The organism is Xanthobacter autotrophicus (assembly GCF_029991245.1).
Classification (GTDB): Bacteria; Pseudomonadota; Alphaproteobacteria; order Rhizobiales; family Xanthobacteraceae; genus Xanthobacter; species Xanthobacter autotrophicus_C.
On the sequence record NZ_JAIVFO010000001.1, the window covers coordinates 22,077 to 47,148 of the forward strand.

Genomic DNA, 25,072 nt, shown 5'->3' on the forward strand with positions numbered 1-25,072 from the left:
CCGCCTCGATAGAGACTGGCCGGGTCTGCCTGGCGCCCCCTACTCCGCCGCCTCCACCCGTGCCGGATCGTAGTTGAGGATGGGGGCGAGCCACTTCTCGGCCTCTTCCACGCTCCAGCCCTTGCGGGCGGCATAATCCTCCACCTGGTCGCGCTCGATGCGGCCGACGCCGAAATAGGCGCTCTCGGGGTGGGCGAAATACAGCCCCGACACCGCCGCCCCCGGCCACATGGCGAAGCTCTCCGTCAGCTGGATGCCCGCCTTGTGGGTGGCGTCGAGCAGGCGGAAGATCGTCGCCTTTTCCGTGTGGTCGGGCTGGGCCGGATAGCCGGGCGCGGGGCGGATGCCGCGATAGCGCTCGGCGATGAGGTCGTCGTTGGCGAGGGCCTCGTCCGCCGCATAGCCCCACAGCCCTGTGCGAACCAGATGGTGCAGGCGCTCGGCGAAGGCCTCGGCGAGGCGGTCGCACAGGGCCTTGAGCAGGATGGCGGAATAATCGTCGTTGGCGGCCTTGAAGGCCGCCACCCGCTCCTCCTCGCCGATGCCGGTGGTCACCGCGAAGCCACCCACATAATCGGCGACCCCGGTCTCCAGCGGCGCGACGAAATCCGACAGCGCGAGGTTGAAGCGCCCGTCGCGCTTCGCCAGCTGCTGGCGCAGGGTGTGGAGGGTGGCCAGCGGCGTCTTGCGGGTGTCGTCGCGGAACAGGACGATGTCGTCGCCCATGGCATTGGCGGGCCAGAAGCCCACCACGGCGCGGGCGGTCACCCACTTCTGCGCCACCATCTTTTCCAGCATGGCCTGCGCGTCGGCAAACAGCGCGCGGGCCGGCTCGCCCACCACAGGGTCCTCGAGAATGGCCGGGTAGCGCCCGGTCAATTCCCAGGACTGGAAGAAGGGCGTCCAGTCGATGAAGGGGACGAGATCCGCAAGGTCGTGGTCCTCGAACACCTGGGTGCCGAGGAAGCCGGGCTTGGGTGCCTCATAGGCGGAAAAGTCCAGCTTCAGGGCGTTGTCGCGCGCCTTGGCGAGGGGCACGCGCTGCTTGTTGGCGTCGGCCCGCGCGTGGGCTTCCGCGAGCTTGCGATACTCGGCGCGGATGTCGGCCACATAGGCGCCACGCGTCTCCTTGTTGAGCAGGTTGGAAACCACGCCCACCGCCCGGCTGGCGTCGGTGACATAGACCGCCTGTCCCCGCTCGTAGCGGGGCGAGATCTTCACCGCCGTGTGGACGCGCGAGGTGGTGGCCCCGCCGATGAGCAGCGGCAGGGAAAAGCCCTCCCGCTCCATCTCCGCGGCCACATTCACCATCTCGTCCAGCGACGGGGTGATGAGGCCGGAGAGGCCGATCACGTCCACGCTCTCGGCCTTGGCGGTTTCGAGGATCTTGGCCATGGGCACCATGACGCCGAGGTCGATGACCTCGTAATTGTTGCACTGGAGCACCACGCCCACGATGTTCTTGCCGATGTCGTGCACGTCGCCCTTCACGGTGGCCATCAGCACCTTGCCGGCGGCCGAGGCGGAGGTGACGCCCATCTCCGCCTTTTCCTTCTCCATGAAGGGCATGAGATAGGCCACCGCCTGCTTCATCACGCGGGCGGACTTCACCACCTGGGGCAGGAACATCTTGCCGGCGCCGAACAGGTCGCCCACCACGTTCATGCCCGCCATCAGCGGGCCCTCGATGACGTGGAGCGGCCGGGCGACGGATTGGCGCGCCTCCTCGGTGTCCACCTCCACGAAGTCGGTGATGCCGTTGACGAGGGCATGGGCGAGGCGCTTGTCCACCGGCCAGGAGCGCCAGGCCAGATCCGCCTCGCGCTTCTCCTTGCCGGCGGTGCCCTTGAAGCCTTCGGCGATCTCCAAAAGGCGCTCGGTGGCGTCGGCGCGGCGGTTCAGCACCACGTCCTCGCAGGCCTCGCGCAGGCCTGCCTCGATCTCGTCATAGACGGCGAGCTGGCCGGCATTGACGATGCCCATGTCCATGCCCGCCTGGATGGCGTGATAGAGGAACACTGCGTGCATGGCCTCGCGCACCGGCTCGTTGCCGCGGAACGAGAACGACAGGTTGGAGACGCCCCCCGACACATGGGCGTGGGGCAGGTTCTGCCGGATCCAGCGGGTCGCCTCGATGAAGGCGACGCCATAGCCGGAATGCTCCTCGATGCCGGTGGCCACCGCGAACACGTTGGGATCGAAGATGATGTCTTCCGGCGGGAAGCCCAGTTCCTGGGTAAGGATGCGATAGGCCCGGGCGCAGATCTGGGTCTTGCGCTCGAAGGTGTCGGCCTGGCCCTCCTCGTCGAAGGCCATCACCACCACGGCGGCGCCGTAGGAGCGCACCAGCCGGGCCTTCTCGCGGAAGGCGTCCTCGCCCTCCTTCATGGAGATGGAATTGACGATGCCCTTGCCCTGAAGACGCTTCAACCCCTGCTCGATGATCTCCCACTTGGAGCTGTCCACCATCACCGGCACCTTGGCGATGTCCGGCTCGGCGGCGACGAGGTTGAGGAAGGTGATCATGGCCGCCTCGCTGTCGAGGAGGCCTTCGTCCATGTTGATGTCGATGACCTGGGCGCCGCTTTCCACCTGGTCCCGCGCCACCGCCAGCGCGGCGGCAAAGTCGCCGGTGGTGATGAGCTTGCGGAAGCGCGCGGAGCCGGTGACGTTGGTGCGCTCGCCCACGTTGACGAAGGGGATTTCCGGCGTCAGCTCGAACGGCTCGAGGCCGGCGAGGCGCAGGCGCGGCTCGATCTGCGGCACCACGCGGGGCGCCTTGCCCTTCACAGCGTCCGCGATGGCGCGGATATGGGCGGGCGTGGTGCCGCAGCAGCCGCCGACGATGTTCACGAGGCCGGACGAGGCGAACTCGCCCACCAGCTCCGCCATGGCTTCCGGGCTCTCGTCATACATGCCGAATTCGTTGGGCAGGCCGGCGTTGGGATAGGCGCACACCAGCGTGTCCGCCACCCGGCCGATCTCGGCCACATGGGCGCGCATCTCCCGCGCCCCCAGCGCGCAGTTGAGGCCGATGGAGAACGGCTGCGCGTGCTGGAGCGAATACCAGAAAGCGGCGGGCGTCTGGCCGGAGAGGGTGCGGCCGGAAAGGTCGGTGATGGTGCCGGAAATCATCACCGGCAGGCGGATGCCGCGCTCGGCGAACAGCTGCTCGATGGCGAAGATGGCCGCCTTGGCGTTCAGCGTGTCGAAGATGGTCTCCACCAGCAGGATGTCCGCCCCGCCGTCGATGAGGCCGCGCGCCTGCTCGTGATAGGCGCGGGCGAGGTCGTCGAAGGTCACGGCACGGAAGCCGGGGTCGTTCACGTCCGGGGAGATGGAGGCGGTGCGGTTGGTGGGGCCGAAGGCGCCGGCGACGAAGCGCGGACGGCCGTCCTCGGCCTGGGCGATGTCGCCGGCCTCCCGGGCGAGGCGGGCGCTCTCGAAATTCAGCTCGTAGACCAGCTCCTCCATGCCGTAGTCGGCCTGGGCGATGGAGGTGCCGGAGAAGGTGTTGGTCTCCACCATGTCTGCGCCGGCGCGGAAATATTCCAAGTGGATGGCCCGCACCGCATCGGGCTGGGTGAGGCTGAGAAGGTCGTTGTTGCCCTTCACGTCGCGCGGCCAGTCGGCAAAGCGCTGCCCGCGATAGCCGGCCTCGTCCAGCTTCAGCCCCTGGATCATGGTGCCCATGGCGCCGTCGAGCACGAGGATGCGCTCGGATGCGGCCTTGGCGAGGGCTGAGAAGGTGTCGGCTGCGCGGGTATCTTGAGCGCTCATGGGTCAGTCTCGGGGCCTCGGGACGCGGCCTTGTGGCCCGCCACGGTGAAAATGGGGCCGGCGACGGGCGCCGGCCGGAAGGGTTGCTTCGGTTCAGACCGCCAGCGCCTGCGGCGCCGCCTCTGCCTTGGGCCGCAGGCCCAGAAGGTGGCAGATGGCGTAGACGAGATCGGCGCGGTTCAGCGTATAGAAATGGATATCGGTGACACCGCGATCAACAAGGTCGGTCACCTGCTCGGCGGCCACGGCGGCGGCGATGAGCTTGCGCGTCTCCGCATCGTCGTCGAGGCCCTCGAACCGCCGCAGCAGCCAGGCCGGCACGCTGGCGCCGGTGCGGGTGGCAAAGTTCGAGGCCTGCTTGAAATTGGTCACGGGCAGGATGCCGGGCACGATGGGAATGTCGATGCCCCGCGCCCGCACCTTGTCCAGATAGCGGAAATACACGTCGTTCTCGAAGAAGAACTGGGTGATGGCGCGCGTCGCGCCCGCATCCACCTTGGCTTTCAGCACGTCGATGTCGGCATCGAGGCTGGCGCTCTCGGGATGCTTCTCCGGATAGGCGGAGACCGACACCTCGAAATCGCCGATGCGCTTGATGCCGGCCACGAGGTCATTGGCATAGGCATAGCCGCCCGGGTGCGGCTCGTAGCGTGTGCCGACCCCGGTCACCGGATCGCCGCGCAGGGCGACGATATGCTTCACGCCTGCCGCCTTGTAGGCGGTGACCACGGCGTCGATCTCCTCCCGGCTCGCCGACACGCAGGTGAGGTGGGCGGCGGGGGCAAGGTCGGTCTCCTTCACGATGCGCTCCACCGTCGCATGGGTCCGCTCGCGGGTGGAGCCGCCCGCGCCGTAGGTGACCGAGACGAAATCGGGCGACAGCGGCGCGAGGCGGGCGATGGACGACCACAGGGTCTTTTCCATCTCCGGCGACTTCGGCGGGAAGAACTCGAAGGAGACCTTCACCGGCGGCCGGTCCATCTCCCGGCTCGCCCGGACCGGGGCGGGAGCAGGAGCAAGGGCGGGCGTGGTCATCAGGCAATCTCCCTGTCGGCAAGGTCGGCCCCGGCCATGAGGACGCGCGGATCGCGCGCCAGCCAGAGCGAAACGGTGAGCCCGTCCCCCGCCTTGCCGTCGGGCGCGAGGGTGCGGAAGGTGACGAGATCGAGCCCGGCGTCGGCCAGCCATCCCTCCACCGTCTCGCGCGGGAAGCCGAGATGGCGGTGGGCGTGGGCGTCGCGCAGGAATTCGAGGCCGTGGGGCGCGAAATCCACCACCAGCAGGCGCCCGCCCGGGCGCAGTACCCGCGCCGCCTCCTTCAACGCGCGACCGCCGTCGTCGAGATAATGCAGCACCTGATGCACGATCACCGCATCGAACGAATCGCGCGGCGCCGGCACGGCGTAGATGTCGCTCTGGCGCAGCAGGCAGTGGCGGATGCCGGCCCGCTCCAGATTGGTGCGGGCGACGCCGAGCATATCCGGCGACAGGTCGATGCCCATGCCCCGCTCGATATCGGGGGCGAACACTTCCAGCATGCGGCCGGTGCCGGTGCCAAGGTCCAGCAGCGACTGGATCGGCGCGGCGCCCAGCACCTGCCGCACCGCCGCTTCCACCGCCGCCTCGGGCACGTGGAGCCGGCGGATCTCGTCCCACTCGCGGGCGTGGGCGGCAAAATAGGCCTGCGCTGCCGCGGCGCGCGCCGCCCGCACCGCCACGAGCCGCGCCCGGTCGCCCACCAGCACCGGATCGTCGCGGTCCAGCAGATCAAGGAGCGCGGTGCCGATTCGCCCGCCCGCCCCATCCGCCGCGCGCCGATAGAAGATCCAGCTCGCCTCGCGGTGCCGCTCCACCAGCCCGGCCTCGGCCAGGAGCTTGAGATGGCGCGAGATGCGCGGCTGGGACTGGCCCAGGATCTCGGTGAGGTCCGAAACGGTCAGCTCCGCCTCGCCCAGCACCGCGATCAAGCGCAGGCGCGTGTCCTCGCCCGCCGCCTTCAGGCTTTCGAGCACGGCGGGGAACGACAGGGGCTGGCGCGGCTTCTGATTTGACATAAAGATATCTTTATATCCTAACGTCGCCACATTCAAGCGCCTCCGCTGCACCATGACGCGGGGGCGCGCCGGCCGCTCCCAGCCATGCCGATCACGATCAGCGGCGCTGCGCGAAGCGTCGTTGCGCCCGCACAACGGCAGGCATACACGCTTTTGTCACAGATCGGCGGAGGCGCGGGCGTGCCCGGCGTTGCTCTACGATATTACCGATGTGGCGTGCGAAATTTTCCGCGCCCCGTTTCCAATTTCGTCACGTTTCACGGTTAACCCTCTCATATGACCCTGCGCCACAAACTTCTCCTCGCCGCCTTCGGGGCATCGGTTCTCACCGCGCCGGCCTTCGGCCAGGCCGCCAATGGCACGAGCTACAGCCTGCCCGCCAACGCGGCAGACGAAGAGGAAACGGGCACGCTGCCGCCCGGCTCCGTGAGCGGCTATGGGGCTCCCCCTCCCGGCTATTCAGATCCTTACGCCCGTCAGGCCCCCGTGCGCCGCGACCAGCTGGAGCGCACCGAGTTGCCGCCCCCCGGCCAGCAGGGCACGCCGGCCTATGGCGCGCCCGCGGCGCAGCCTTATCCGCAGCAGGGCTACCCCCAGCAGGCCTATCCCCAGCAAGGTTACCCGCAGCAGGGCTATCCGCAGCCGGTGCAGCCGACCTATTCGGCCGCGCCGAGCGCCGTCGTCCCCCAGGGCGGCCCGCAGCCGGCCGCGGTCGTGCCCCAGGGTCAAACCTACGGCAACCAGACCTATGGCAATCAGGGCTACGGCAACCAGGGCTACAGCCAGCAGACCTATGCCGCGCCCCAGGCTGAAGCGCCGCCGGCCAGTGTCTACGGCCAGCCCGCCCCTGCCGCCCATGAGCCGTCGGCGCAGGCCACCTACGGCGGTTCCGGCCGCGGCGCGGTGGACCAGGACGCCATCTATGCCAGCATCAATGCGGGTCCGCCGCCCGCCGGCGCGTATTCGCCCAACGCGGCCGTGGTCCCCGGCACCACCGAGGCGCCGTCCGGACCCCGCATCGAGAACGTGGACCCGACCGAGCCGGTGCCGGATCGCTTCCGCCGCCAGACGGTGGACTATGTGACCACCCAGCCGGCCGGCACCATCATCATCGATACGCCCAACACCTACCTCTATTACGTGGTGGGCGGCGGCAAGGCGATCCGCTACGGCATCGGCGTGGGCCGCGAGGGCTTCACCTGGGCCGGCACCCAGAAGATCTCCCGCAAGGCGGAATGGCCCGACTGGCGTCCGCCGTCCGAGATGATCCAGCGCCAGCCTTACCTGCCGCGCTTCATGGCCGGCGGCCCGGGCAATCCCATGGGCGCGCGCGCTCTCTATCTGGGCAGCACCGAATACCGCATCCACGGCACCAACGAGCCGCAGACCATCGGCAAGTTCGTATCGTCCGGCTGCTTCCGCCTGCTGAACGCCGATATCGAAGACCTGTTCGACCGCGCCGGCGTGGGCACCAAGGTGGTGATCCTGCCGAAGACCGGCGGCCCGCAGGCCAATGCCGGCGCCCCCGCCCCGGTCTCCACCGCGTCCACCGGCAAGCCCGTGGTCCCGGCCCAGCGCTGAGCCTTCAAATCCGGTCGGCGCCCTGCGCGCCGGCCGGGTTTCCCTGTGTTCTTCGCCTGCCTCCGCTGCGTCGCCACGCGCCCGAACATCCCCCTCGCGCGGGATGCCTCCCCGGTCTCAATCCGGGCCGACGCGATGACTGCGATGCCTGAGCCTGCCCCATAGGCTCTGTTCCAGCCCGCCTCCTCTCCGGACAGCTCTGGCGTGCGAATCGCTCCGGCGTTCGCCCATGGCGCGGCCGGCCAATTCCAGTTCGTCACCGCGCCACCCCACACACCGCTTCGTTCCCCAGCGATGAGCCGGGCGGCGACGGACAGGCGCCCTTCGCACCATCCATCACGCCCCTCAGGTCTTGCCCCCGACGCCGGGGCTGTTCCTGCGCGCGCCGGCCAAGGCTCCGGATTGCACCCCAACTCCGGTACACCCCGCGCTGTGAGCTGCCGGTTCCTCCTGTATGATTGCAGAGGGTGGAACGACTCACCCCAACCGGCGAGGGCTTCATGACCTCGCATCGGGAGACGGCAAAATGACAATGCCTGCACAAACGCCCGCATCCACGGTCACCGACCAGCTCCACGCCGTCCGCGCCAGCTGGGGCTGGTTCGCGGTGCTGGGCATCGCCTTCATCGTGCTCGGGTTCGTGGCCCTCGCCCATGTGCTCGCCTCCACCTTCGTCACGGTGCTGTGGGTGGGCGCGCTGGTTCTCGTGGGCGGCGTGGTCCAGGTCATCCACGCCTTCCGGGTCCAGGGCTGGGGGCGCTTCTTCTACTGGCTGCTGGCCGGCGTGCTCTACGTGGTGGCCGGCGGCCTCATGATCAGCAACCCGCTGCTCGGCGCCGGCGTGCTGACCCTGATGATCGGCGTGGCGCTGGCGGTGGAAGGCATCTTCCGCATCTTCGCCGGCGTCGGCTCCCGTCCCGGCAAGGGCTGGGGCTTCATCGTGGTGTCGGGCATCGTCACCCTGCTTTTGGGCGCCATCATCATCGCCCGCTGGCCGGTGAACTCGGTCTACATCCTCGGCCTGTTCCTGGGCGTGGATCTCATCGTCAACGGCGTCGGCACGCTCATGTTCGGCCTCGCCCTGCGCGAGAAGAAGAACTGAGGCGGGGCGCGCTCCGCCCGGACCATCGGGCGAAGCGCTGCCGATCAAACTATCCTCCCGCCCGGCCACGGCCGGGGGCGCTAGCCGCGACCGGGCAAGGAGGACCGTCCCGGGGGGCGCCGGGACAGCTGGTGTCCACCCAGGTGCGACGCCCGGAGGGCGCGCCGCTCGGGTGGCACATTCACTCGGCCGGCTGCGGCAGGGCTGCCGGCGCGGGCTCGTCGTCCGTCACCTTCACGCGGAACCAGGTGGCGTAGAGCGCCGGCACCACCAGCAGGGTGAGCACGGTGGCCACCAGCAGGCCGCCCATGATGGTCACCGCCATGGGGCCCCAGAACACGCTCTCCGCCAGCGGGATCATGCCCAGCACCGCCGCCAGCGCCGTGAGCACCACCGGCCGCGCCCGGCGGACCGTGGCATCCACGATGGCGCGGTGGGGGGTGTGGCCGTCGCGGATGTCGTGGTCGATCTGGTCCACCAGGATCACCGTGTTGCGCATGATCATGCCGGCCAGCGCGATGAGGCCCAGCAGCGCCACGAAGCCGAACGGCTTGTGGGCGATGAGCAGCCCCGCCGCCGCGCCGATGAGCCCGAGCGGCGCCGTGGCCAGCACCAGCGCCAGGCGCGAGAAGCTCTGCAGCTGGATCATCAGCAGCGTCAGCATGACGATGATCATCACCGGGAACACCGCCGCCAGCGAGGCATTGGCCTTGGCGCTCTCCTCGATGGAGCCGCCGGTCTCGATGCGATAGCCGGGCGAAAGCTCCGCCTTGATGGCGTCGAGCCGGGGCAGGATGCGGGTGGTCACGTCCGGCGGCTGCACCCCGTCCTTCACGTCGCCGCGCACGGTGAGCACCAGGTCGCGGTCGCGCCGCCAGAGGATGGGCTCCTCATGGGCATAGGCGATGCGCGCCACCTGTCCCAGCGGCACGGCGAGCCCGTTGCGGGTGGTCACCGTGAGGGCGGCGAGGTGCTCGAGATCCACCCGCTCCTCGGGCACGGCGCGGGCCACCACGTCGATGAGCAGGTTGCCCTCGCGATGCTGGGTCACGGTATAGCCGGACAGCAGGGTCTGGAGCGTCTCCGCGAGATCCCGCGGGGTGGTGCCGATGGCGCGGGCGCGGTCCTGGTCCACGGCGAGGGTGATGGACTTGACCTGCTCGCCCCAATTGAGGTGCGGGTCGATCATGTCCTTGTCGGCGGCCATGACCACGCGCACCTTCTCGGCGATGTCGCGCACCGCGATGGGGTCCGGCCCCACCACGCGGAACTGCACCGGGAAGCCCACCGGCGGGCCGAACACGAAGCGGTCGACGCGCACCCGCGCTTCCGAGAGCGCGCCCTCGGCGATGGCGCCGTCGAGCCGCGCCTTGAGCCGCTCGCGGCCCTCGATGTCCTTCGCCACGATGACGATCTGCGCGAAATTCGGGTTCGGCAGCACCGGGTTGAGGCCGAGCCAGAAGCGCGGCGCGCCGCGGCCCACGTAAGTGGTGGCCGTCGCCACGTCGGCATCGTCGCCGATCAGGGCCTCGGCCTTCTTCGCCGTGGCCTCGGTGACGGTGATGGACGTGCCCTCGGGCAGGCGCATCTCCAGGAACAGCTCGGGCCGGGTGGAGGTGGGGAAGAACTGCTGCTGCACAAGGCCGAACGCCACGACGGAGCCGACGAACATCGCCACCGTGGCGCCGATCACCAGGAAACGGTGCCGCAGGCTCGCCTCCAGCACCCGGCGGAAGGCACGGTAGAGGCGGCCGTCGTGCATCTCGTGGGCATGGCCCTTCTTCATGTCGGGCAAAAGCACGGTGCCGAGATAGGGCGTGAAGATCACCGCCACAAACCAGGAGGCGATGAGGGCAAAGCCCACCACCCAGAATATGCCGCCGGCATATTCGCCGGAGGACGACTTGGCGAAGCCCACCGGCAGGAAGCCGGCGGCGGTCACCAGCGTGCCGGTGAGCATGGGGAAGGCGGTGGAGGTCCAGGCGAAGGTGGCCGCGCGCATGCGGTCCCAGCCCTCCTCCATCTTCACCACCATCATCTCGATGGCGATGATGGCATCGTCCACCAAAAGGCCCAGGGCGATGATGAGCGCGCCCAGGGTGATGCGATGCAGGTCCATGCCGGTGGCGAACATCACCAGGAACACGATGGCCAGCACCAGCGGCACGGACAGCGCCACCACGATGCCGGTGCGGAAGCCCAGCGACAGGAAGCTCACCACCAGCACGATGACGAGGGCTTCCACGAAGGTCTTCAGGAACTCGCCCACCGAATCGTCGACGATGTGCGGCTGGTCGGCCACCTGGGTCACGTCGATGCCCATGGGCAGCTCGGCGGTGGCCTCCGCCATGGCCGCCTTCAGCTCGTTGCCGAGGGTGAGGATGTTGGTGCCCGCCGCCATGGAGACGCCGATGCCGATGGCGGGGCGGCCATGCTGGCGCACCAGGAAGGCGGGCGGGTCCTCATAGCCGCGCTTCACGGTGGCGATGTCGCCGAGCCGCACCAGCGACCCGTTCACCGCCACCGGAACCTCGGCAATGGCCTCCACGCCGCTGAACGCGCCGGTGAGGCGCAAATTGATGCGGTCGGAGCGGGTATCCACCGCGCCGCCCGCCACCACGGCATTCTGCCGGGCGACGCTGTCGAACACCTGCGCCGGGGTGACGCCCAGGTTGGCAAGGCGGGCGTGGGAGAACTCGATATAGATGCGTTCCGGCCGCTCGCCGATGAGGTCGACCTTCTCCACATCCTTCACCCGCAGCAGGCGCTGGCGGATGATCTCGGCCTGCCGCTTCAGCTCGGCCGGGGCGGCGCCCTCCCCGCTCAGCATGTAGAGGGCGGAATAGACGTCACCATATTCGTCGTCGAAGCCGGGGCCGATGACCCCCGCCGGCAGGTCGCCGCGCACGTCGGAGACCTTCTTGCGCACCTGGTACCAGAGGTCCTTCACCTCTCGCGCCGGGGTAGAATCGGCCAGGAAGATCTGCACGAAGGAGACGCCGGGGCGGGAATAGCTCTCCACCCGGTCGAGATACGGCAGGGATTGCAGCTTCTTCTCGATGGGATCGGCCACCTGGGCCTGCATCTCGGAGGCGGTGGCCCCCGGCCACGCCGCCTGCACCACCATGACCTTGATGGTGAAGGAGGGGTCCTCGGCACGGCCGAGGTTGAGGTAGGAATAGGCCCCCGCCGCCGCCAGCAGCAGGATGGCGAACAGGGTCAAGGCGCGGTGGGTGATGGCCCAGCGCGACAGGTTGAAGCCGGAGCCCGCGCCGTCCTGTCCTTCGGGCGGCGCGCTTTGCGGCGTGTGGCCGGCGGGGCTCACGGCCGGATCTCCTTGAGGCCGGCGGAGGCCATGTCGGTGCTGCCGGGCAGCTTGGCGATGCGCACCTTCTGGCCCGGAAGCAGCGTCTGCACCCCCAGCGTCACCACCTCGTCGCCGGGCGCGACGCCGGCAGCCACCAGCACCTGGTCTTCCGTATAGGCGGCGATGGTGACGGGCCTTGCGGCGAGGGTGCGGCTGGCCGCATCCACCACGAACACCTGCGGTCCATGGCCCCGATCGATGACGGCGGACAACGGCAGCCGCGCCACCTCCTGCTGCTCCTTCGGGCGCAGGGTCACGGTGGCGGTCATGCCCAGGGCGACGCTGGCATCCGCCCCGGTCAGGGTGAAGCGGGCGGGATAGGTGCGCGAGGTGGCATCGGCCTGGGGCGAAAGCTCGCGCAGGCGGGCGGGAATGCGCCGGCCCGGCTCGGCCCACAGGGTCACGAAGGCGTCGGCGGCGCGGGCATCGGCCAGCGCCGTCTCGGGCAGGGAGACCACGGCCTCCTTCTCGTCCAGCCGCGCCACGCGGACGATGGTCTGGCCGGACGACACCACCTGCCCCGGCTCGGCGGAGGTGGCCACCACCACGCCCGCGGCGTCGGCCACAAGCTCGGCGTAGGACAACCGGTTCTCGGCCAGCTCCAGCGATCGTTTCGCCCGCTCCAGCCGGCCAACCGCCTCCTCCTTGGCGAGGGACTTGCGGTCGAGGTCGGCGTTGGAGGAGTAGCCCTTTGCCGTGAGCGAGCGGTAGCGTCCGTCCTCGGCGGAGGTCTGGTTGAGGTTGGCGGTGGCGGCGGCGAGTTCCGCCCGCGCGCTCTCCAGTTCCAGCCTCAGGTCTTCGGGGTCCATGCGCGCCACCACGTCGCCCGGCGCCACGAGGTCGCCCACCTCCACCTTCCGCTGCACCATCTTGCCGCCCACGCGGAAGGCCAGGTCGATCTCCCGCCGCGCCCGGACCACGCCGACGAAGGTCTTCTCCGCATCGCGCGGCTTGAAGGCGACGGTGGTGACCTGCACCGGCCGGGCCACCAACTGCTGGGCCACCTGGGGCGCATCCGTCTTCGTCTGGGCAGGCGCAGGCTCCCCCCAGGCGGTCAGAAACGCGGCGACGGCTGCAAGGGACACTGCGGAAAGGGACACTGCGGCCACGGATTTGGCGAAGGGCCTGGCCAGAAAACCTGTCCGTGACAGGCCGGCACGCGAGGCGCGCGGCGCACCGGAAGGCGGAGGGGGTTCGGGGGCAGCGACGGGCATGGCACGATCCTGTGAAATGTCGAATTACAGCTCAACGCTGACGAAACTCGTCTTTCATCACTTTTAAGGCGCACAAAGGCGCGCGGATCACTCCCGCTCAGGGGAGCGGGGTCCGCTCCACCTCGATGCTCCGCAGAATGAAGATGAGGCTGGCCCTCAGGCCGGCCTCCAGATCCTCGTCGATATGCTGGGCCACCAGCACCGGGTGGCAGTAGCGCACGCAGGCGCCGAGGATGATCTGGCTTGCCATCCTCGCATCGTGGGGCACGAAGATGCCGCTCTCCATGCCCTCGTCCAGCACCTTGGCGATCATGCCGCTGATGCGCGCCTTGTGGGCCTCTATGGCATCCCAATTGTTCTCCATGGCCACCAGCACCATGTCGTGCACGCGCCGCTCCTCAAGGAAATTCTCCTTGTGGTAGCGCAGGATGGCCACATAGCCCCCGATGATCCGCTCCTGCGGAGAGCCCGCGCCGCCAAGCACCTTGGCGATTTCCGCCTCGCTTTCCAGCAGGGAGCGTTCGCAGATCGTCGAAACGATGGCGGTCTTGGACGGGAAGAAGCGATAGACGTTGGCCGCCGACATGCCCAACTCGGCGGCGATGTCCGCCACCGCGGTCTTGGCGAAACCCATGCGGCGAAACAGCTCTTCCGCCGTCCGCGCGATGCGCTCGCGGGTCTCGTCCGCCGTCTCCTTCACCCGGATGTTCAAAGGGACCTCCATCAGAACTGATGAATATCATAAATCATCAGTTATCGAATTCCAAGGGGCTGAGGGAAAATTCCGCCGCGCCTGTCGGAGCGCGACCGGGCCCTGCGTCCTGTGCAGGATGCCCGGCGCAGCCCTAGCGACGCGGGTCGAGGGACGAGGGAGGAGCAAATGGCGCAGAAGGTGCTGGTGTTGGTGGGAACCCGGAAGGGGGCCTTCATCCTCGAAAGCGACGGGAACCGCCGCGCATGGGCCCTGCGCGGCCCCTATTGCGACACCTGGCCCATGAACCATGTGGTGGGCGACCCGGCCACGGGACGCATTTTTGCGGGCGGCGGCAACGAATGGTTCGGCCCCGCCGTTTGGCAATCGGACGATCTCGGCGCCTCCTGGCGCCATTCCAGCCGCGGCCTCGCCTATGCCGCTGGCGAGACGCCGGTGAAGACCGTGTGGAGCCTCGCCGCCGGGTCCGGCGGAACGCTCTATGCCGGCGTGGAGCCCGCCGGTCTGTTCCGCTCCGACGATGGCGGGGAAAGCTTCATCCATCTGGACGGCCTGCAGCAGCATCCCTCCCGCGCCGAATGGAATCCGGGCGGTGCCGGGCTGATCCTGCATTCCCTCGTGCTCGACCCCGACGACCCGGACGCCGTGTGGGTGGGAATCTCCGCCGCCGGCGTGTTCCACAGCGCCGACGGCGGGCGGACCTTCAGCGCCCGCAATCGCGGCACCCGCGCCGATTACCTGCCCGAAGGCCAGAATTATCCCGAGCATGGCCAGTGCGTGCATTGCGTGGTGAAGGCGCCGGGCATGCGCCATCGGCTCTACCAGCAGAACCATTGCGGCATGTACCGTTCCGACGACGGCGGCGCGAGCTGGCAGAGCATCGAGCAGGGCCTGCCCTCCAGCTTCGGCTTTCCCGCCGCCGCCCATCCGCGTGATCCGGACACGCTGTTCCTGGTGCCGCTGAACGGCGACACCGCGGGCCGCTTCATGCCGGACGCCAAGGCCGCCGTCTGGCGCACCCGCGATGGCGGCACCACCTGGACCGCCCTGCGCACGGGCCTGCCGCAGCAGAACGCCTTCTTCAACGTGCTGCGGCAGGCCATGGCCACCGATACGCTGGAGCCGGCGGGCGCCTATTTCGGCACCGGCTCCGGCGAACTTTATGTCAGCGCCGACGAGGGCGAGCGCTGGAGCCGCGTCGCCGAGCACCTGCCGGCCATATCGTCGGTGGAGACCCTCGTGGTGGAAGCGTGACCGTGGAGGCGTGAGCATGCCCAAGCTGCCTGAGTCGCCCGGCGCCGCCGTGCGGGTGCGGCTGCCCGCCCATCTGGTGCGGCTGTTCCCGGATGGCGAGACGCTGGTGGAGGTGGAGGCCTCGACCGTCCGTCAGCTCATGGAGGCGCTGGAGGCGCGCTGGCCGGGCATGCGCGACCGGCTGTGCGACGAGCGCCCGGCCATCCGCCGGCACATCAACGTGTTCGTGGACGGCCGCCGGGCACGGCTCGACACCCCGCTTGCGCCCGGGGCGGACGTGTTCGTCCTCACCGCCATCAGCGGCGGCTGAGCCTTCTTGCATTTATGCAAAAGACTCTATTAACCATAAACTTATCGATATCTCTTGAGATGCCGGCGCAACACCGCCCGCGTTCCGGCCGAACATCGCGCTTCGGCCCGGCGGGCTCGCCCGCCCCGGCCGAAGTGCTTTAATTTCAATATGGTAAATGAATTACTTCACACGCCCGTCGGCGATCAGGCAGCCGGGCGGGACAGGCGTGCCGGCGAGGGCCGCCACCACGCAGTGCGCGGAAATGAGGTTGCCGCGGGCCAGCGCCTCGTGGCTCGATCCCGCCGCGTGGGCGGTGGCCACCACGTCCGCGCGCGCCGCCAGGGCCTCGGCGACCGCCTGCTTTTCGGGGTCGCCTTCCGCCTCGAACACGTCGAGGCCGGCACCGGCGATCTCGCCCTTTTCCAGCGCGGCGAGCAGCGCCGCCTCGTCGATGAGGCCGCCGCGGGAGGTGTTCACCACCACCGCACCGGGCTTCATGGCCTTGAGCGTCGCGGCATTGATGACGTGGCGGGTTTCCGGCACCAGCGGCGCGTGGAGGCTCACCACGTCGCTCTGCGCGATCAGTTCGTCCAGCGGCACGAAGGCGACGCCGGCGGCATCGGGATCCGGCGTGCGTGAGGTGACCAGAACCGTCACGTCGAAGCCGGACAGGCGGCGCGCCACCTGCCGGCCGATGCGTCCGAAGCCGATGAGGCCCACCGTCCTGCCGGTGAGGTCGGCGCCGCTGACCACCCGCCAGTCGCCGCGCGCGATGGCGGCCGCGCTCGCCTTCAGGCGGCGCAGCACCGCGAGCATGAGGGCGATGGTGTGGTCCGCCACCGCCGGATCGTTGGCCCCGGCCGCAATGGTCACCACCCGGCCGAGATCGCGCGCCGCCGCCACATCCACCCGGTCGTAGCCGACGCCACGCCGGGCGATCACCTTCAGCTGGGGATGGGCGGCCAGGATCTCGCGCGTCACCGCGCGCTGGCCGACGATCCAGGCCACCGCGCCATCCAGCAGGGCGTTCAGATCGCCGTCGGGAATGTGGGTGTCGAGCGCATCGCCGGGCAGGCCGGAGGGCACCACCTCGAAGCCCTGAGCCTCCAGGAAGCGGGTGGAGACCTCATCGAACAGGCGGGTGGTAACAAGAACCTTGGGGCGGGAGGCTGGCAACGGGGCGGACCTTTCAGACGGCTGGGGCCCCTCTCGTCCCCCTCCACGCCGCCAAGATCAACCCCGGAAAATCAACCCTGCATATGCGAAAAAGGCGGCGCTGCCCGCGCCGCCCTGAAGGACGGGGGCGAAACCGGTTCGCCCCCCAAGCCCGCCGGCCCGGCGGGCTTTATTCAGGCTGCCCTGTTCAGGCGGCCTGAGCCGATCCCGCCACGCCCTCGATGCTTTTCGGCGCCTGCGCGCCCGCACCGTTGGCGATGGGGATGATACGGGGCTTCTTGGCCTCGGGAATGCTGCGCACGAGGTCCACGTGCAACAGGCCATTCTCAAGCGCGGCGCCCTTGACCTCCACATGGTCGGCGAGCTGGAAGCGGCGCTCGAAGGCACGGGCGGCAATGCCGCGATAGAGCATCTGGCCGGCCTCGGTGGTTTCAGCCGCCTTCTTCTCGCCCTTGAGGGTGAGAGTGTTCTCCTTCACCTCGATGCCGAGTTCGGCCTCGGTGAAGCCCGCCACGGCCACCGTAATGCGATAGGCATTCTCGCCGGTCCGCTCGATGTTGTAGGGCGGGTAAGTGGGTGCCGCATCCACGCCGCCGACGGAATCGAGCAGCGAGAACAGCCGGTCGAAACCAACGGTGTTGCGGTACAGCGGAGACAGATCAAACGTACGCATGGCATATCCTCCTTTGAAGCGACATGCAGGACCCTCCGAAGCCGGGTCCGGTTCCGGCGCCGCCACGAGTGCCCGGCGCCTGTGAAGGATGTGGGGAGGCCGTTTTCGGCCGTCAAGGGGCCGCCGGAGCGGGTCGCTTTCCTGAACCGCGGATGAACGCCCGCGTCGGATTTCGTTCAAGCGCCGCCGGTAAACTTATGACCAAACGTGAGGCTCCATCCGCCAGGCGGCGGAAAGGGAGGAGCAGGCGATGCGCGCCGGCCCGGCTGCCATTTCAGCCTTCCTGTTCGCCCTCCTGGCGATGCCGGCGCCACCGGTCGCCGCCCAGTGCACGCTCGACGTGCGGGAGGAACACGATCTCGCACACGATCCCGCCTCCGGCCTCGACGCAGCGCGGGCGAAAGCCGGCGGGGCGGAGCGCGGCACGGCTGGCGTGGTGGCTGATGCGGGCGCCGACGCGAGCATCGACTTGACCGGTTCAGACTTGACCGGTTCAGACTTGGCCGGTTCAGACTTGGCCGGTTCAGACTTGGCCGGTTCAGACTTGGCCCGCACCAACTTGACCGGCACCGAACCGGGGCAAGGGAACGCCACCGGCGCAGGCGCGGCCGGCCTCCGCCTCAGCCCTGTGGCGGAGGCGTTCGCCGCCCCGCTCGTCCGGAGCCGTCCGGACCCCTACCGGCCCTATCTGGCCCGCCCGCCCGGCGCGCCACCGTTGAAATCCGAGGAAGTCGCCACCAACCTGAAGGCCCGCGGCTTCGTGGACGTCAGCGCCGTGCGTCAGCGCGGGCGCAGCTTCCTCGCCGAGGCCACCGGGCCGCGCGGCGAACGGGTGCGCCTGGTGCTGGATGCCGACAGCGGCGAGATCAACGGCATGCAGGTGATCGGCTTCAGCCCCGCCACCCGGTGACGGCTGAAGGCCGCGATTGTGAAGGCCCGCCCGAGCGTGTAACCCTCGCGCATCGATCCGGGCCGGGCCTTCCGGCTTGCGACCACGCAGAGCCTACCGAAGCCGCGCATGACCCTGTTCGCCCTTCCCAACCATCCGGTGCCCGATGGCTGCATCACCGGCGAACTCGTCGCCGCCGACGGCGTGAAGCTGCGGTTTGCCCGCTGGGCGCCCGAGGCCGGCAGCGTGAAAGGCACCGTCGCCCTGTTCGGTGGACGCTGCGAATTCATCGAGAAATATTTCGAGGTGGTGCGCGAACTGCGCTCCCGCGGCTTCGCCGTGGCCATGGTGGACTGGCGCGGCCAGGGCGGCTCCCAGCGCCTGCTGCGCAACCCGCTGAAAGGGCACGTGTCCCGCTTCTCGGACTATCTCCTGGACCTGGAGGTGTTCGCCCGCGAGGTGATGCTGCCCGATTGCCCACCGCCGCATTTCGCGCTGGGCCACTCCATGGGCGGCACCATCCTTCTGTCCTCGGTGCTGGAGGGCCAGCGCTGGTTCGACCGCATGGTCCTCACCGCGCCGATGCTGGGGCTGGATGCGGTGCCGTTCGAAGGGATCGTGCGCCCCCTGTCCCTCGCGCTGGCCCATCTGGGCTTCGCCCGCGCCTATGTGCCGGGCGGGCATGGGCGCGCGCTGTCGCGCATGCGGTTCGAAGGCAATCTCCTGACCTCCGACCGCGCCCGGTTCGAGCGGACACAGGCCCTCGCCAGCGCCTTTCCGGTCCTGGACCTCGGCGCGCCGACCCTGGGCTGGCTCGCCGGAGCCGAGGCGATCATGGCGGAACTGACGCATCCGGACACCATCAGCCGCATCCGCCAGCCCCTGCTCATCATCGCCGCCGGGGGCGAGCGGCTGGTTTCGAACAAGGCCATCGAGCATTTCTCGGCCCGGCTCATCGCCGGCGCCCACGTGGTGGTACCGGCCAGCCGCCATGAGCTGATGATGGAGAGGGACATTTTCCGCGCCCAGTTCTGGGCCGCGTTCGACGCCTTCATCCCCGGCACGCCGATCCTGTAAGGCGGCATTCTCGCCGCGAGGCGGCGTAACGGAGGCGGTGCAACGCCTCCGAAGTCTTACGCGTTAAGGAGGCGCAAGGCCTCCTCATGAACCCTGCGGCTGCCGGCCGCCACCACGCGCCCGCCATGCACCGGAGAGCCGCCTTCCCAGCTGGTGACGATGCCGCCCGCCCCCTCGATGATGGGGATGAGGGCGATGATGTCGTGGTCCTGCAGCCCGGTCTCGATGACGAGATCCACCAGCCCCGCCGCCACCATGCAATAGGCATAGCAGTCGCCGCCGTAGCGGGAGAGGCGCACGCGCTCCTCCACGGTCTCGAAGGCGGCACGATCGGCCGTGTTCATCAGGCGCGGGCTGGTGGTGAAGAGGATGGCGTCCTCAAGGCGGCGGCAGTCGCGCGCCGACAGGATGCGCTCGCCCGCCGGCCCCCGATAGCGCGCGACGCCGCCATCGCCGAAGAAGCGCTCGCCGATGAACGGCTGGTGCATCATGCCGTAGACCGGATCGCCGCCCTTCAGCAGGCCGATGAGCGTGCCCCAGGCCGGCAGGCCGGCGATGAACGACTTGGTGCCGTCGATGGGGTCGAGCGCCCAGACATAAGGCGCATCGCCAACCACATTGTCGAACTCCTCGCCGATGATGCCATGGGCCGGGAAGGTCTCGCGGATGAGCCTGCGCATGGCCTGCTCGGCGGCGCGGTCGGCCTCGGTGACGGGATCGAAGCCACGGCCGGCGCCCTTGTCCTCGACACCGAGGGCGGTGCGGAAGAAGGGCAGGATAGCCTCGCCGGAGACGGTCGCGAGCTTGTGGACAAAAGCGTCGAAATCGACGGCGGTCATGGCGGCTCCGAAAAGTGAAAGCGACGGGGAGGCCGCGAGGCCCGCGCCGACGTGCGGCGCCCGGGTCGCGGCGGTCGGCGCCAAACGGCGCGCGGCCAAGAAAGCGCGCGGCCCCGCCCCTGCCAAGGAAAAAGATCACCGGACAAGATCACCGGGCCAGATGACTTTCAAAATCACCTGCCAAAATCACCTGCGCGGAGCAGCGCTGCCATTGGGCGAACCGCGGGCATCGCAGCGGTGCAATCGCGCATCAAATAGGCAGTCGACGAACAAACGGCTGCAAACGAATGGTTTCAAGTGCGATGGATGTGCCCAAACAATCCGCCGGCCATGGCCTTGATGCAAAGGGGGCGCGGGGGCATATTGGTGCAGCGCGGCATTGTTTGTTGCAGTGCCGCTGCCCTCCTTGGGCGTTTCCTCCCTAGACTTGGACCGCTCCGGCAACGTGAGCGGTCCCTTTCTTTTGGGCCTGCCTTACTTGGCCCTGCCTTGCGCGCCATACGCGCGTCGGCCCTCTTCCGGGATCCCCTGAACGCGCGTTCCTGGCTTTCTTGCAGTGCGCCTTCTTGCCGTGTGCTTTCTTAGAGAGCGCATCCCTGTCGAGCGCCTCTCAGGCCGAAGCGTCTCGACCGCAGGCCGTCGGGGCAAAGGATCGGGCCAGGACCGCTGGCGTCCTTGCCGCTCGCTTTCCCTCGCCCATCACAATCATATCGCGCCGGGACATCGACCGGGGGAGACGGGCCAAGCGACGTCCCAAGCCCACGGGGGTTTGGCGACCCGCCACAGGCCCTGCCGTCGCGCCTTGCAGAAGGGATTGCGACTCGAATCGAAAATTTTCTGCCCGCACATGACCCGCAACGCGGGCGAGGCCGCACAGCGGCCTCGCTATAATACCTCTAAAATCAATGACTTATCGCGGAATCTCAGACTGCGACAAAAGGGGACTTGATTTATGGCACCGCACTGGGCTATTTGTGCACTGCGACATGGCGATTGGCGTCGCTGTGTCGCTGCCCTCCTTGGGCGTTTCCTCCCTAGACTTGGGCCGTTCGCTCACGCGGACGGCCCCTTTCTTTTTTGGCCTGCCACATACGCCCATTCGGTGCGGTGGAGACCAAAACCACCGTCTAGCAGGCTTGCGGGAGGCGATCTGTCGTCACCTTCTCCCCACCAATACCAATCCGACACCAAGGCATCTGCCATTGATGTCCGCAACCGGTATAATGATGCTCAAACCATCAGCCGTGGTGGAATTGGTAGCCGTGCCATTCGAAAAACGCAAGGCACCAGTTTAAAAAATGCAATGCTCAATCACTCGGCGGCCGCACGGGGCGGCGCCAGCCGGTCGGCGACGGCGGCAAAAAGCTCCGGCAGGAGCCCGGCAATGTCGGAGCGGACACGCTCGAATCCCGCGTGCCGCTCATAGGCGGCCTCGTCCATATAGAGGCTGCGGTTGAGTTCGATCTGCACCGCATGCAGGCCGGCGGAGGGATTGCCGTAATGCTCGGTGATGTAGCCCCCGGCATAGGGCTTGTTGCGCACCACCTTGTAGCCGCGCGCGGTCAGCCCCGCCTCGATGGCCTCGATCACGATCTCGCTGCAGCTGGTGCCATAGCGGTCGCCGATGACGAAATCGGCGCGGGCCACATCCTCGCGGTTCGACGCCGAGGGCATGGAATGGCAATCCACCAGCACCGCCAGGCCCCACTGGCGCTGCACCCGGCCGATGAGCCGGCGCAGGGCCTGATGATACGGCTTGTAATAGGTCTCGATCCGCTCCAGCGCCTCGCTCACGGCCAGGCGGCGCGGATAGATCTCCTGCGCATCCCCCACCACCCGCGCGATGGTGCCGAGCCCGCCGGACACGCGGATCGACCGCGTGTTGGCAAAGGGCGGCAACCGGCCGTCGAACATGCGCGGGTCCAGCTCATAGGGCTCGCGGTTGAGGTCGAGGAAGGAGCGCGGGAACAGCGCCCGCATCATCGGTGCCCCCTCCGACACCGCATGGACGAACAATTCGTCCACGAAGGTATCCTCCGAGCGCCGCAGCGTTGCAAAGTCGAGCCGGGTCTGGGCGACAAAGCTGCGCGGATAGATTCGTCCCGAATGCGGGGAATTGAAAACGAACGGCGCACACATGCCGGCCGGCGCGAGCACCTCGAAGGCAGGTTCTATGGCATCGGCGAGGCAGGCGGTCATCAACAACCCAATGAATTGTAATCGTTCCAGAAAAGTCCCCCGGACCGGGCCTCATGATGGCCCGGCGGGCGGCCGCTTGTGAAGAGGCGGTGCGACCTTCACTTCGAATTTACCCGATTGGGTCAGACAAGTCATATGGCCCCCGGCCCCGCACCGGGGAAGGACCGATCACGACATCAGGGGAAGTGGCGTGCCCAAGATCCTGCTCGCCGAAGATGACAACGACATGCGGCGCTTTCTTGTGAAGGCGCTTCAGAACGCGGGCTATTCCGTCGCCTCGTGCGACAATGGCCGGTCCGCCTATGAGCGCATGCGCGAGGAACCCTTCGAGCTTCTGCTCACCGACATCGTCATGCCCGAGATGGACGGCATCGAACTCGCCCGCCGGGCGACCGAACTCGATCCCGACCTCAAGGTCATGTTCATCACCGGCTTCGCCGCCGTGGCGCTCAACGCCGACAACGAGGCGCCCAGCGAGGCGAAGGTGCTGTCCAAGCCCTTCCATCTGCGCGATCTCGTCTCGGAGGTGGGAAAGATGTTGGCAGCCGCCTGATCCACACTCAGGGGCCTTGCCTCCGGCGAAACCGGCCGATATAGAGGCGGCTCCTGCGAGGGGGCGCGTAGCTCAGCGGGAGAGCACTACGTTGACATCGTAGGGGTCACAGGTTCGATCCCTGTCGCGCCCACCATCCCTCCTTTGAAAACATTAGCAAATTTGCGCGGCTAGGCGGCCTAACCCCCGCCTAGCCCACGGTTTGGCGCCGAACGATTGCCCCAACACGGCATCACTTGACGAGCAGCAGCAGCAGCTTCTGGCCCGCGGGAGCATCCAGTTCCTTCGCCGTCAGCTTGCCGTCCTTGTTGGTATCAGCCGCGTTGAAGCGGGCGCGGACCACCGCCAGAAACTCGTCCAGCTCCAATGTCTTGTCGGCATCCTTGTTGACCGCCTTCCAGTCGGCATCGGTCAGCCGGCCCTTGGTCTCGTCCGCTTCAAGGGTCGTGTCACCATCGGGATTGATGGCCACGAACAGCTTGGTGCCGAGGTCGATCACCTCGACGATTTCGAGCGTGTCGTCGCCATCCTTGTTGAGCAAGGCCAGGGCGTCCTTGCCTGAGGTCGCCGCGGAGGCACCGACGATTCCACCCAACGAGAGCAGGCCGGTCAGCGCGACGGCGGTACCCAGGCGAAACAGCGAACGCAACATGGGAGCGTCTCCTTCTCTCTGCGCCCCACCTGACGGCAGGGCCGGCATCAGGGATGCCTAACCTTCCGCTCCGGCGGCCGCAATACAAGGCCGCAAGACGAGGTCGTCGCCATTCTGCCGTGCAGGACGCGCGCCTGTCAGCCGAGTGCGAGGCGTTTCAGATCGGCGCAGAACCGCTGCGAGGAGTGCGCCGCGACAAATGCACGGCGCGCGTCGCTCCGCGCCACAGCGGTATCCCGTTCGTCTAACACGGCCTGCGCAAGGGCGGCACTCCCCTCGGATGCATCAAAATAACGGACTGTAGCCCCGTAGCTGAGAAAAGCCCCAACAGGCGAAGTGATGACAGGGACATCCCGAGACAAGAGTTGCGGAATTGCACCCGAACTCTCACCCTCGTTCGAGAGCCGCAACTGCACGGCCACATCGACGCTCCGCATCAATTCCAGGAAGCGCGCGGGCGTAGGAGAATCCTCGATCAGCAGGCCCGGCTCGTTCAAAATGCCAGCCTGACGCGCATAATCGCCCGCCAGATACCCCGCGAGCACCAAAGTGCTTTGCGGGCGCGCCGACCTTATTTCCCGGAATGCATTGATAACGAGGTGCGAGCCCTTGGTGGCCGACGGCATGCCGAAGGAGCCCATGCGGATCTCGCCATCCGCTACGGGCGGGGCCTTCTGCTCGAACGAATCGAAGACTGGATGGAACAGCACATCGACGGAGCGCATGCCGTCCGCCTCAAGCCATTGGCGGGCAGCCTCGGAATGGACAATGCACCGCTCCAGATCCAAGCCTTCCGCGATACGGCCCACGCCCACGCGCCCAGGACCGCACTCGCCGGCCGTTCGGTCAAGCGCGAGATGTGACACCAGGGCCGGCATCATGGGGTCGTGAATATGCAACCATTGCCGTGCCTTGATCGGAAAGCGGACGCCTTGTCGCATCAAGCGGGCAACGGGGACATGATGAAGGGAATTTCCCAGAACCCAGATCACTCTCTGGTACTTCCGGAGGTTCAGGCCAGCATCAAAAATAGACAATGAAAACGCTTCGATATGCCCCTTGCCCCCAAAAAATCGACGGGTGACAAGAAAGTATTCCTCTAAATCCGCGTGTGGGAAATAAACATCGACGTCAAACTCGGCCCCCTGGAGCACACGGAAGCTGAAATCCGCAATTCCAGACACCTGCGGCGGCAGCACGGAAACAACAGCAAACAACGGGTTGCGCAGGTGCGGATTATTTTGCAACCGCCCCAACGAATCGAGCGCGGCAAATCCGTTTGCATCCGTGGCTCGAGGAGGCGCATCGGCGGACCGGGAGAGACGCGCGAGATCACGATGGTCGAAGCCGACGATGCTCCGCCTCAACTTGCGGACCTTAGCTTCCAACGATTGCCGCAATCGATCGAAAAAGCCGCCGTCCTTGCGGATCAAGGACCAACCGGTCTTGGGTCGAGGCCCTGTCCGCATCGTCTTCAGTTCCCTTCGCCCGATGGTCGCCTAATAGCAAGCATCCCGCGATGGCGACAACGGCCGCCGTTTGCAAAACCCATTTGATCGCAAGCCGCCGCCCATCCGGTACCGCCGCCGCTGCGTATAGGTCCAGCTGGACCTGAGCGCCGAATCGACACCCCACCGATTGACGCGCCGGCGCGCAGG

At 67.9% G+C, this 25,072-nt stretch carries 19 protein-coding genes and 1 tRNA gene; 8 read left to right on the forward strand and 12 right to left on the reverse strand.

Annotated elements, in window-relative coordinates; genetic code table 11:
* Positions 1–39: 39 nt before the first annotated feature.
* From metH to K9U41_RS00115, 3 genes are all read right to left on the reverse strand, one after another.
* The gene (gene metH, locus K9U41_RS00105; RefSeq protein WP_282638804.1) at positions 40–3,780 is read right to left on the reverse strand and encodes a methionine synthase; all 3,741 of its coding nucleotides are present in this window, start codon (positions 3,778–3,780) and stop codon (positions 40–42) included.
* Between the two features lie 93 nt (positions 3,781–3,873).
* A complete protein-coding gene (gene metF / locus K9U41_RS00110; protein ID WP_282638805.1) occupies positions 3,874–4,815 on the reverse strand; it encodes a methylenetetrahydrofolate reductase [NAD(P)H] in 942 nt (313 codons plus the stop codon).
* Positions 4,815–5,834, reverse strand: a complete 1,020-nt coding sequence (locus tag K9U41_RS00115) for an ArsR/SmtB family transcription factor (RefSeq protein ID WP_282638806.1) — start codon at positions 5,832–5,834, stop codon at positions 4,815–4,817. The genes metF and K9U41_RS00115 overlap by 1 nt, the downstream gene beginning before the upstream one ends.
* A 276-nt stretch (positions 5,835–6,110) precedes the next feature.
* Between K9U41_RS00115 and K9U41_RS00120 the strand changes: the two genes are divergently transcribed.
* Positions 6,111–7,415: a L,D-transpeptidase gene (locus K9U41_RS00120; protein ID WP_282638807.1), complete on the forward strand. Its 1,305-nt coding sequence runs from the start codon at positions 6,111–6,113 to the stop codon at positions 7,413–7,415.
* A gap of 532 nt (positions 7,416–7,947) precedes the next feature.
* On the forward strand, positions 7,948–8,517 hold the full coding sequence (locus K9U41_RS00125) for an HdeD family acid-resistance protein (RefSeq protein WP_282638808.1): 570 nt from the start codon (positions 7,948–7,950) through the stop codon (positions 8,515–8,517).
* Between the two features lie 181 nt (positions 8,518–8,698).
* Here K9U41_RS00125 and K9U41_RS00130 read toward each other — a convergent pair whose 3' ends face one another.
* The 3 genes from K9U41_RS00130 to K9U41_RS00140 form a co-directional block, all read right to left on the reverse strand.
* A complete protein-coding gene (locus K9U41_RS00130) occupies positions 8,699–11,770 on the reverse strand; it encodes an efflux RND transporter permease subunit (protein ID WP_282638917.1) in 3,072 nt (1,023 codons plus the stop codon).
* A 68-nt stretch (positions 11,771–11,838) separates the two neighbouring features.
* The gene (locus tag K9U41_RS00135) at positions 11,839–12,888 is read right to left on the reverse strand and encodes an efflux RND transporter periplasmic adaptor subunit (protein WP_282638809.1); all 1,050 of its coding nucleotides are present in this window, start codon (positions 12,886–12,888) and stop codon (positions 11,839–11,841) included.
* A gap of 307 nt (positions 12,889–13,195) precedes the next feature.
* Complete coding sequence (locus K9U41_RS00140) at positions 13,196–13,822, reverse strand: TetR/AcrR family transcriptional regulator (RefSeq protein ID WP_282638810.1); 627 nt, start codon at positions 13,820–13,822, stop codon at positions 13,196–13,198.
* Between the two features lie 156 nt (positions 13,823–13,978).
* On the opposite strand from K9U41_RS00140, the gene K9U41_RS00145 reads away from it, so the two are divergent.
* Both K9U41_RS00145 and K9U41_RS00150 read left to right on the forward strand, forming a co-directional pair.
* On the forward strand, positions 13,979–15,064 hold the full coding sequence (locus K9U41_RS00145; protein ID WP_282638811.1) for a WD40/YVTN/BNR-like repeat-containing protein: 1,086 nt from the start codon (positions 13,979–13,981) through the stop codon (positions 15,062–15,064).
* 16 nt (positions 15,065–15,080) lie between these two features.
* On the forward strand, positions 15,081–15,374 hold the full coding sequence (locus tag K9U41_RS00150; RefSeq protein ID WP_282638812.1) for a MoaD/ThiS family protein: 294 nt from the start codon (positions 15,081–15,083) through the stop codon (positions 15,372–15,374).
* Between the two features lie 162 nt (positions 15,375–15,536).
* Here K9U41_RS00150 and K9U41_RS00155 read toward each other — a convergent pair whose 3' ends face one another.
* Both K9U41_RS00155 and K9U41_RS00160 read right to left on the reverse strand, forming a co-directional pair.
* A complete protein-coding gene (locus K9U41_RS00155; RefSeq protein ID WP_282638813.1) occupies positions 15,537–16,532 on the reverse strand; it encodes a phosphoglycerate dehydrogenase in 996 nt (331 codons plus the stop codon).
* 187 nt (positions 16,533–16,719) lie between these two features.
* Positions 16,720–17,205 carry an Hsp20 family protein gene (locus K9U41_RS00160; RefSeq protein ID WP_282638814.1) on the reverse strand — a complete coding sequence of 162 codons (486 nt, stop codon included), beginning with the start codon at positions 17,203–17,205 and terminating at the stop codon, positions 16,720–16,722.
* Positions 17,206–17,455: 250 nt separating this feature from the next.
* Here K9U41_RS00160 and K9U41_RS00165 point away from each other — a divergent pair, with 250 nt between their 5' ends.
* Positions 17,456–18,115, forward strand: a complete 660-nt coding sequence (locus K9U41_RS00165) for a pentapeptide repeat-containing protein (protein ID WP_282638815.1) — start codon at positions 17,456–17,458, stop codon at positions 18,113–18,115.
* 108 nt (positions 18,116–18,223) lie between these two features.
* Positions 18,224–19,171 carry an alpha/beta hydrolase gene (locus tag K9U41_RS00170; RefSeq protein ID WP_282638816.1) on the forward strand — a complete coding sequence of 316 codons (948 nt, stop codon included), beginning with the start codon at positions 18,224–18,226 and terminating at the stop codon, positions 19,169–19,171.
* A gap of 56 nt (positions 19,172–19,227) precedes the next feature.
* On the opposite strand, the gene hisN is transcribed toward K9U41_RS00170, so the two are convergent.
* On the reverse strand, positions 19,228–20,010 hold the full coding sequence (gene hisN, locus K9U41_RS00175) for a histidinol-phosphatase (RefSeq protein ID WP_282638817.1): 783 nt from the start codon (positions 20,008–20,010) through the stop codon (positions 19,228–19,230).
* A 1,311-nt stretch (positions 20,011–21,321) separates the two neighbouring features.
* Positions 21,322–22,209 (reverse strand): N-formylglutamate amidohydrolase, encoded by an 888-nt coding sequence (locus K9U41_RS00180; protein ID WP_282638818.1) that lies wholly within the window; start codon positions 22,207–22,209, stop codon positions 21,322–21,324.
* Positions 22,210–22,399: 190 nt separating this feature from the next.
* Here K9U41_RS00180 and cpdR point away from each other — a divergent pair, with 190 nt between their 5' ends.
* Positions 22,400–22,762, forward strand: a complete 363-nt coding sequence (gene cpdR, locus K9U41_RS00185; RefSeq protein WP_012114807.1) for a cell cycle two-component system response regulator CpdR — start codon at positions 22,400–22,402, stop codon at positions 22,760–22,762.
* 61 nt (positions 22,763–22,823) lie between these two features.
* Positions 22,824–22,898: transfer RNA gene (locus K9U41_RS00190), tRNA-Val, on the forward strand.
* A gap of 96 nt (positions 22,899–22,994) precedes the next feature.
* Here the strand turns inward: K9U41_RS00190 and K9U41_RS00195 are convergent.
* A complete protein-coding gene (locus K9U41_RS00195) occupies positions 22,995–23,414 on the reverse strand; it encodes a hypothetical protein (RefSeq protein WP_282638819.1) in 420 nt (139 codons plus the stop codon).
* 137 nt (positions 23,415–23,551) lie between these two features.
* The gene (locus tag K9U41_RS00200) at positions 23,552–24,847 is read right to left on the reverse strand and encodes a hypothetical protein (protein ID WP_282638820.1); all 1,296 of its coding nucleotides are present in this window, start codon (positions 24,845–24,847) and stop codon (positions 23,552–23,554) included.
* Between the last annotated feature and the right edge of the window lie 225 nt (positions 24,848–25,072).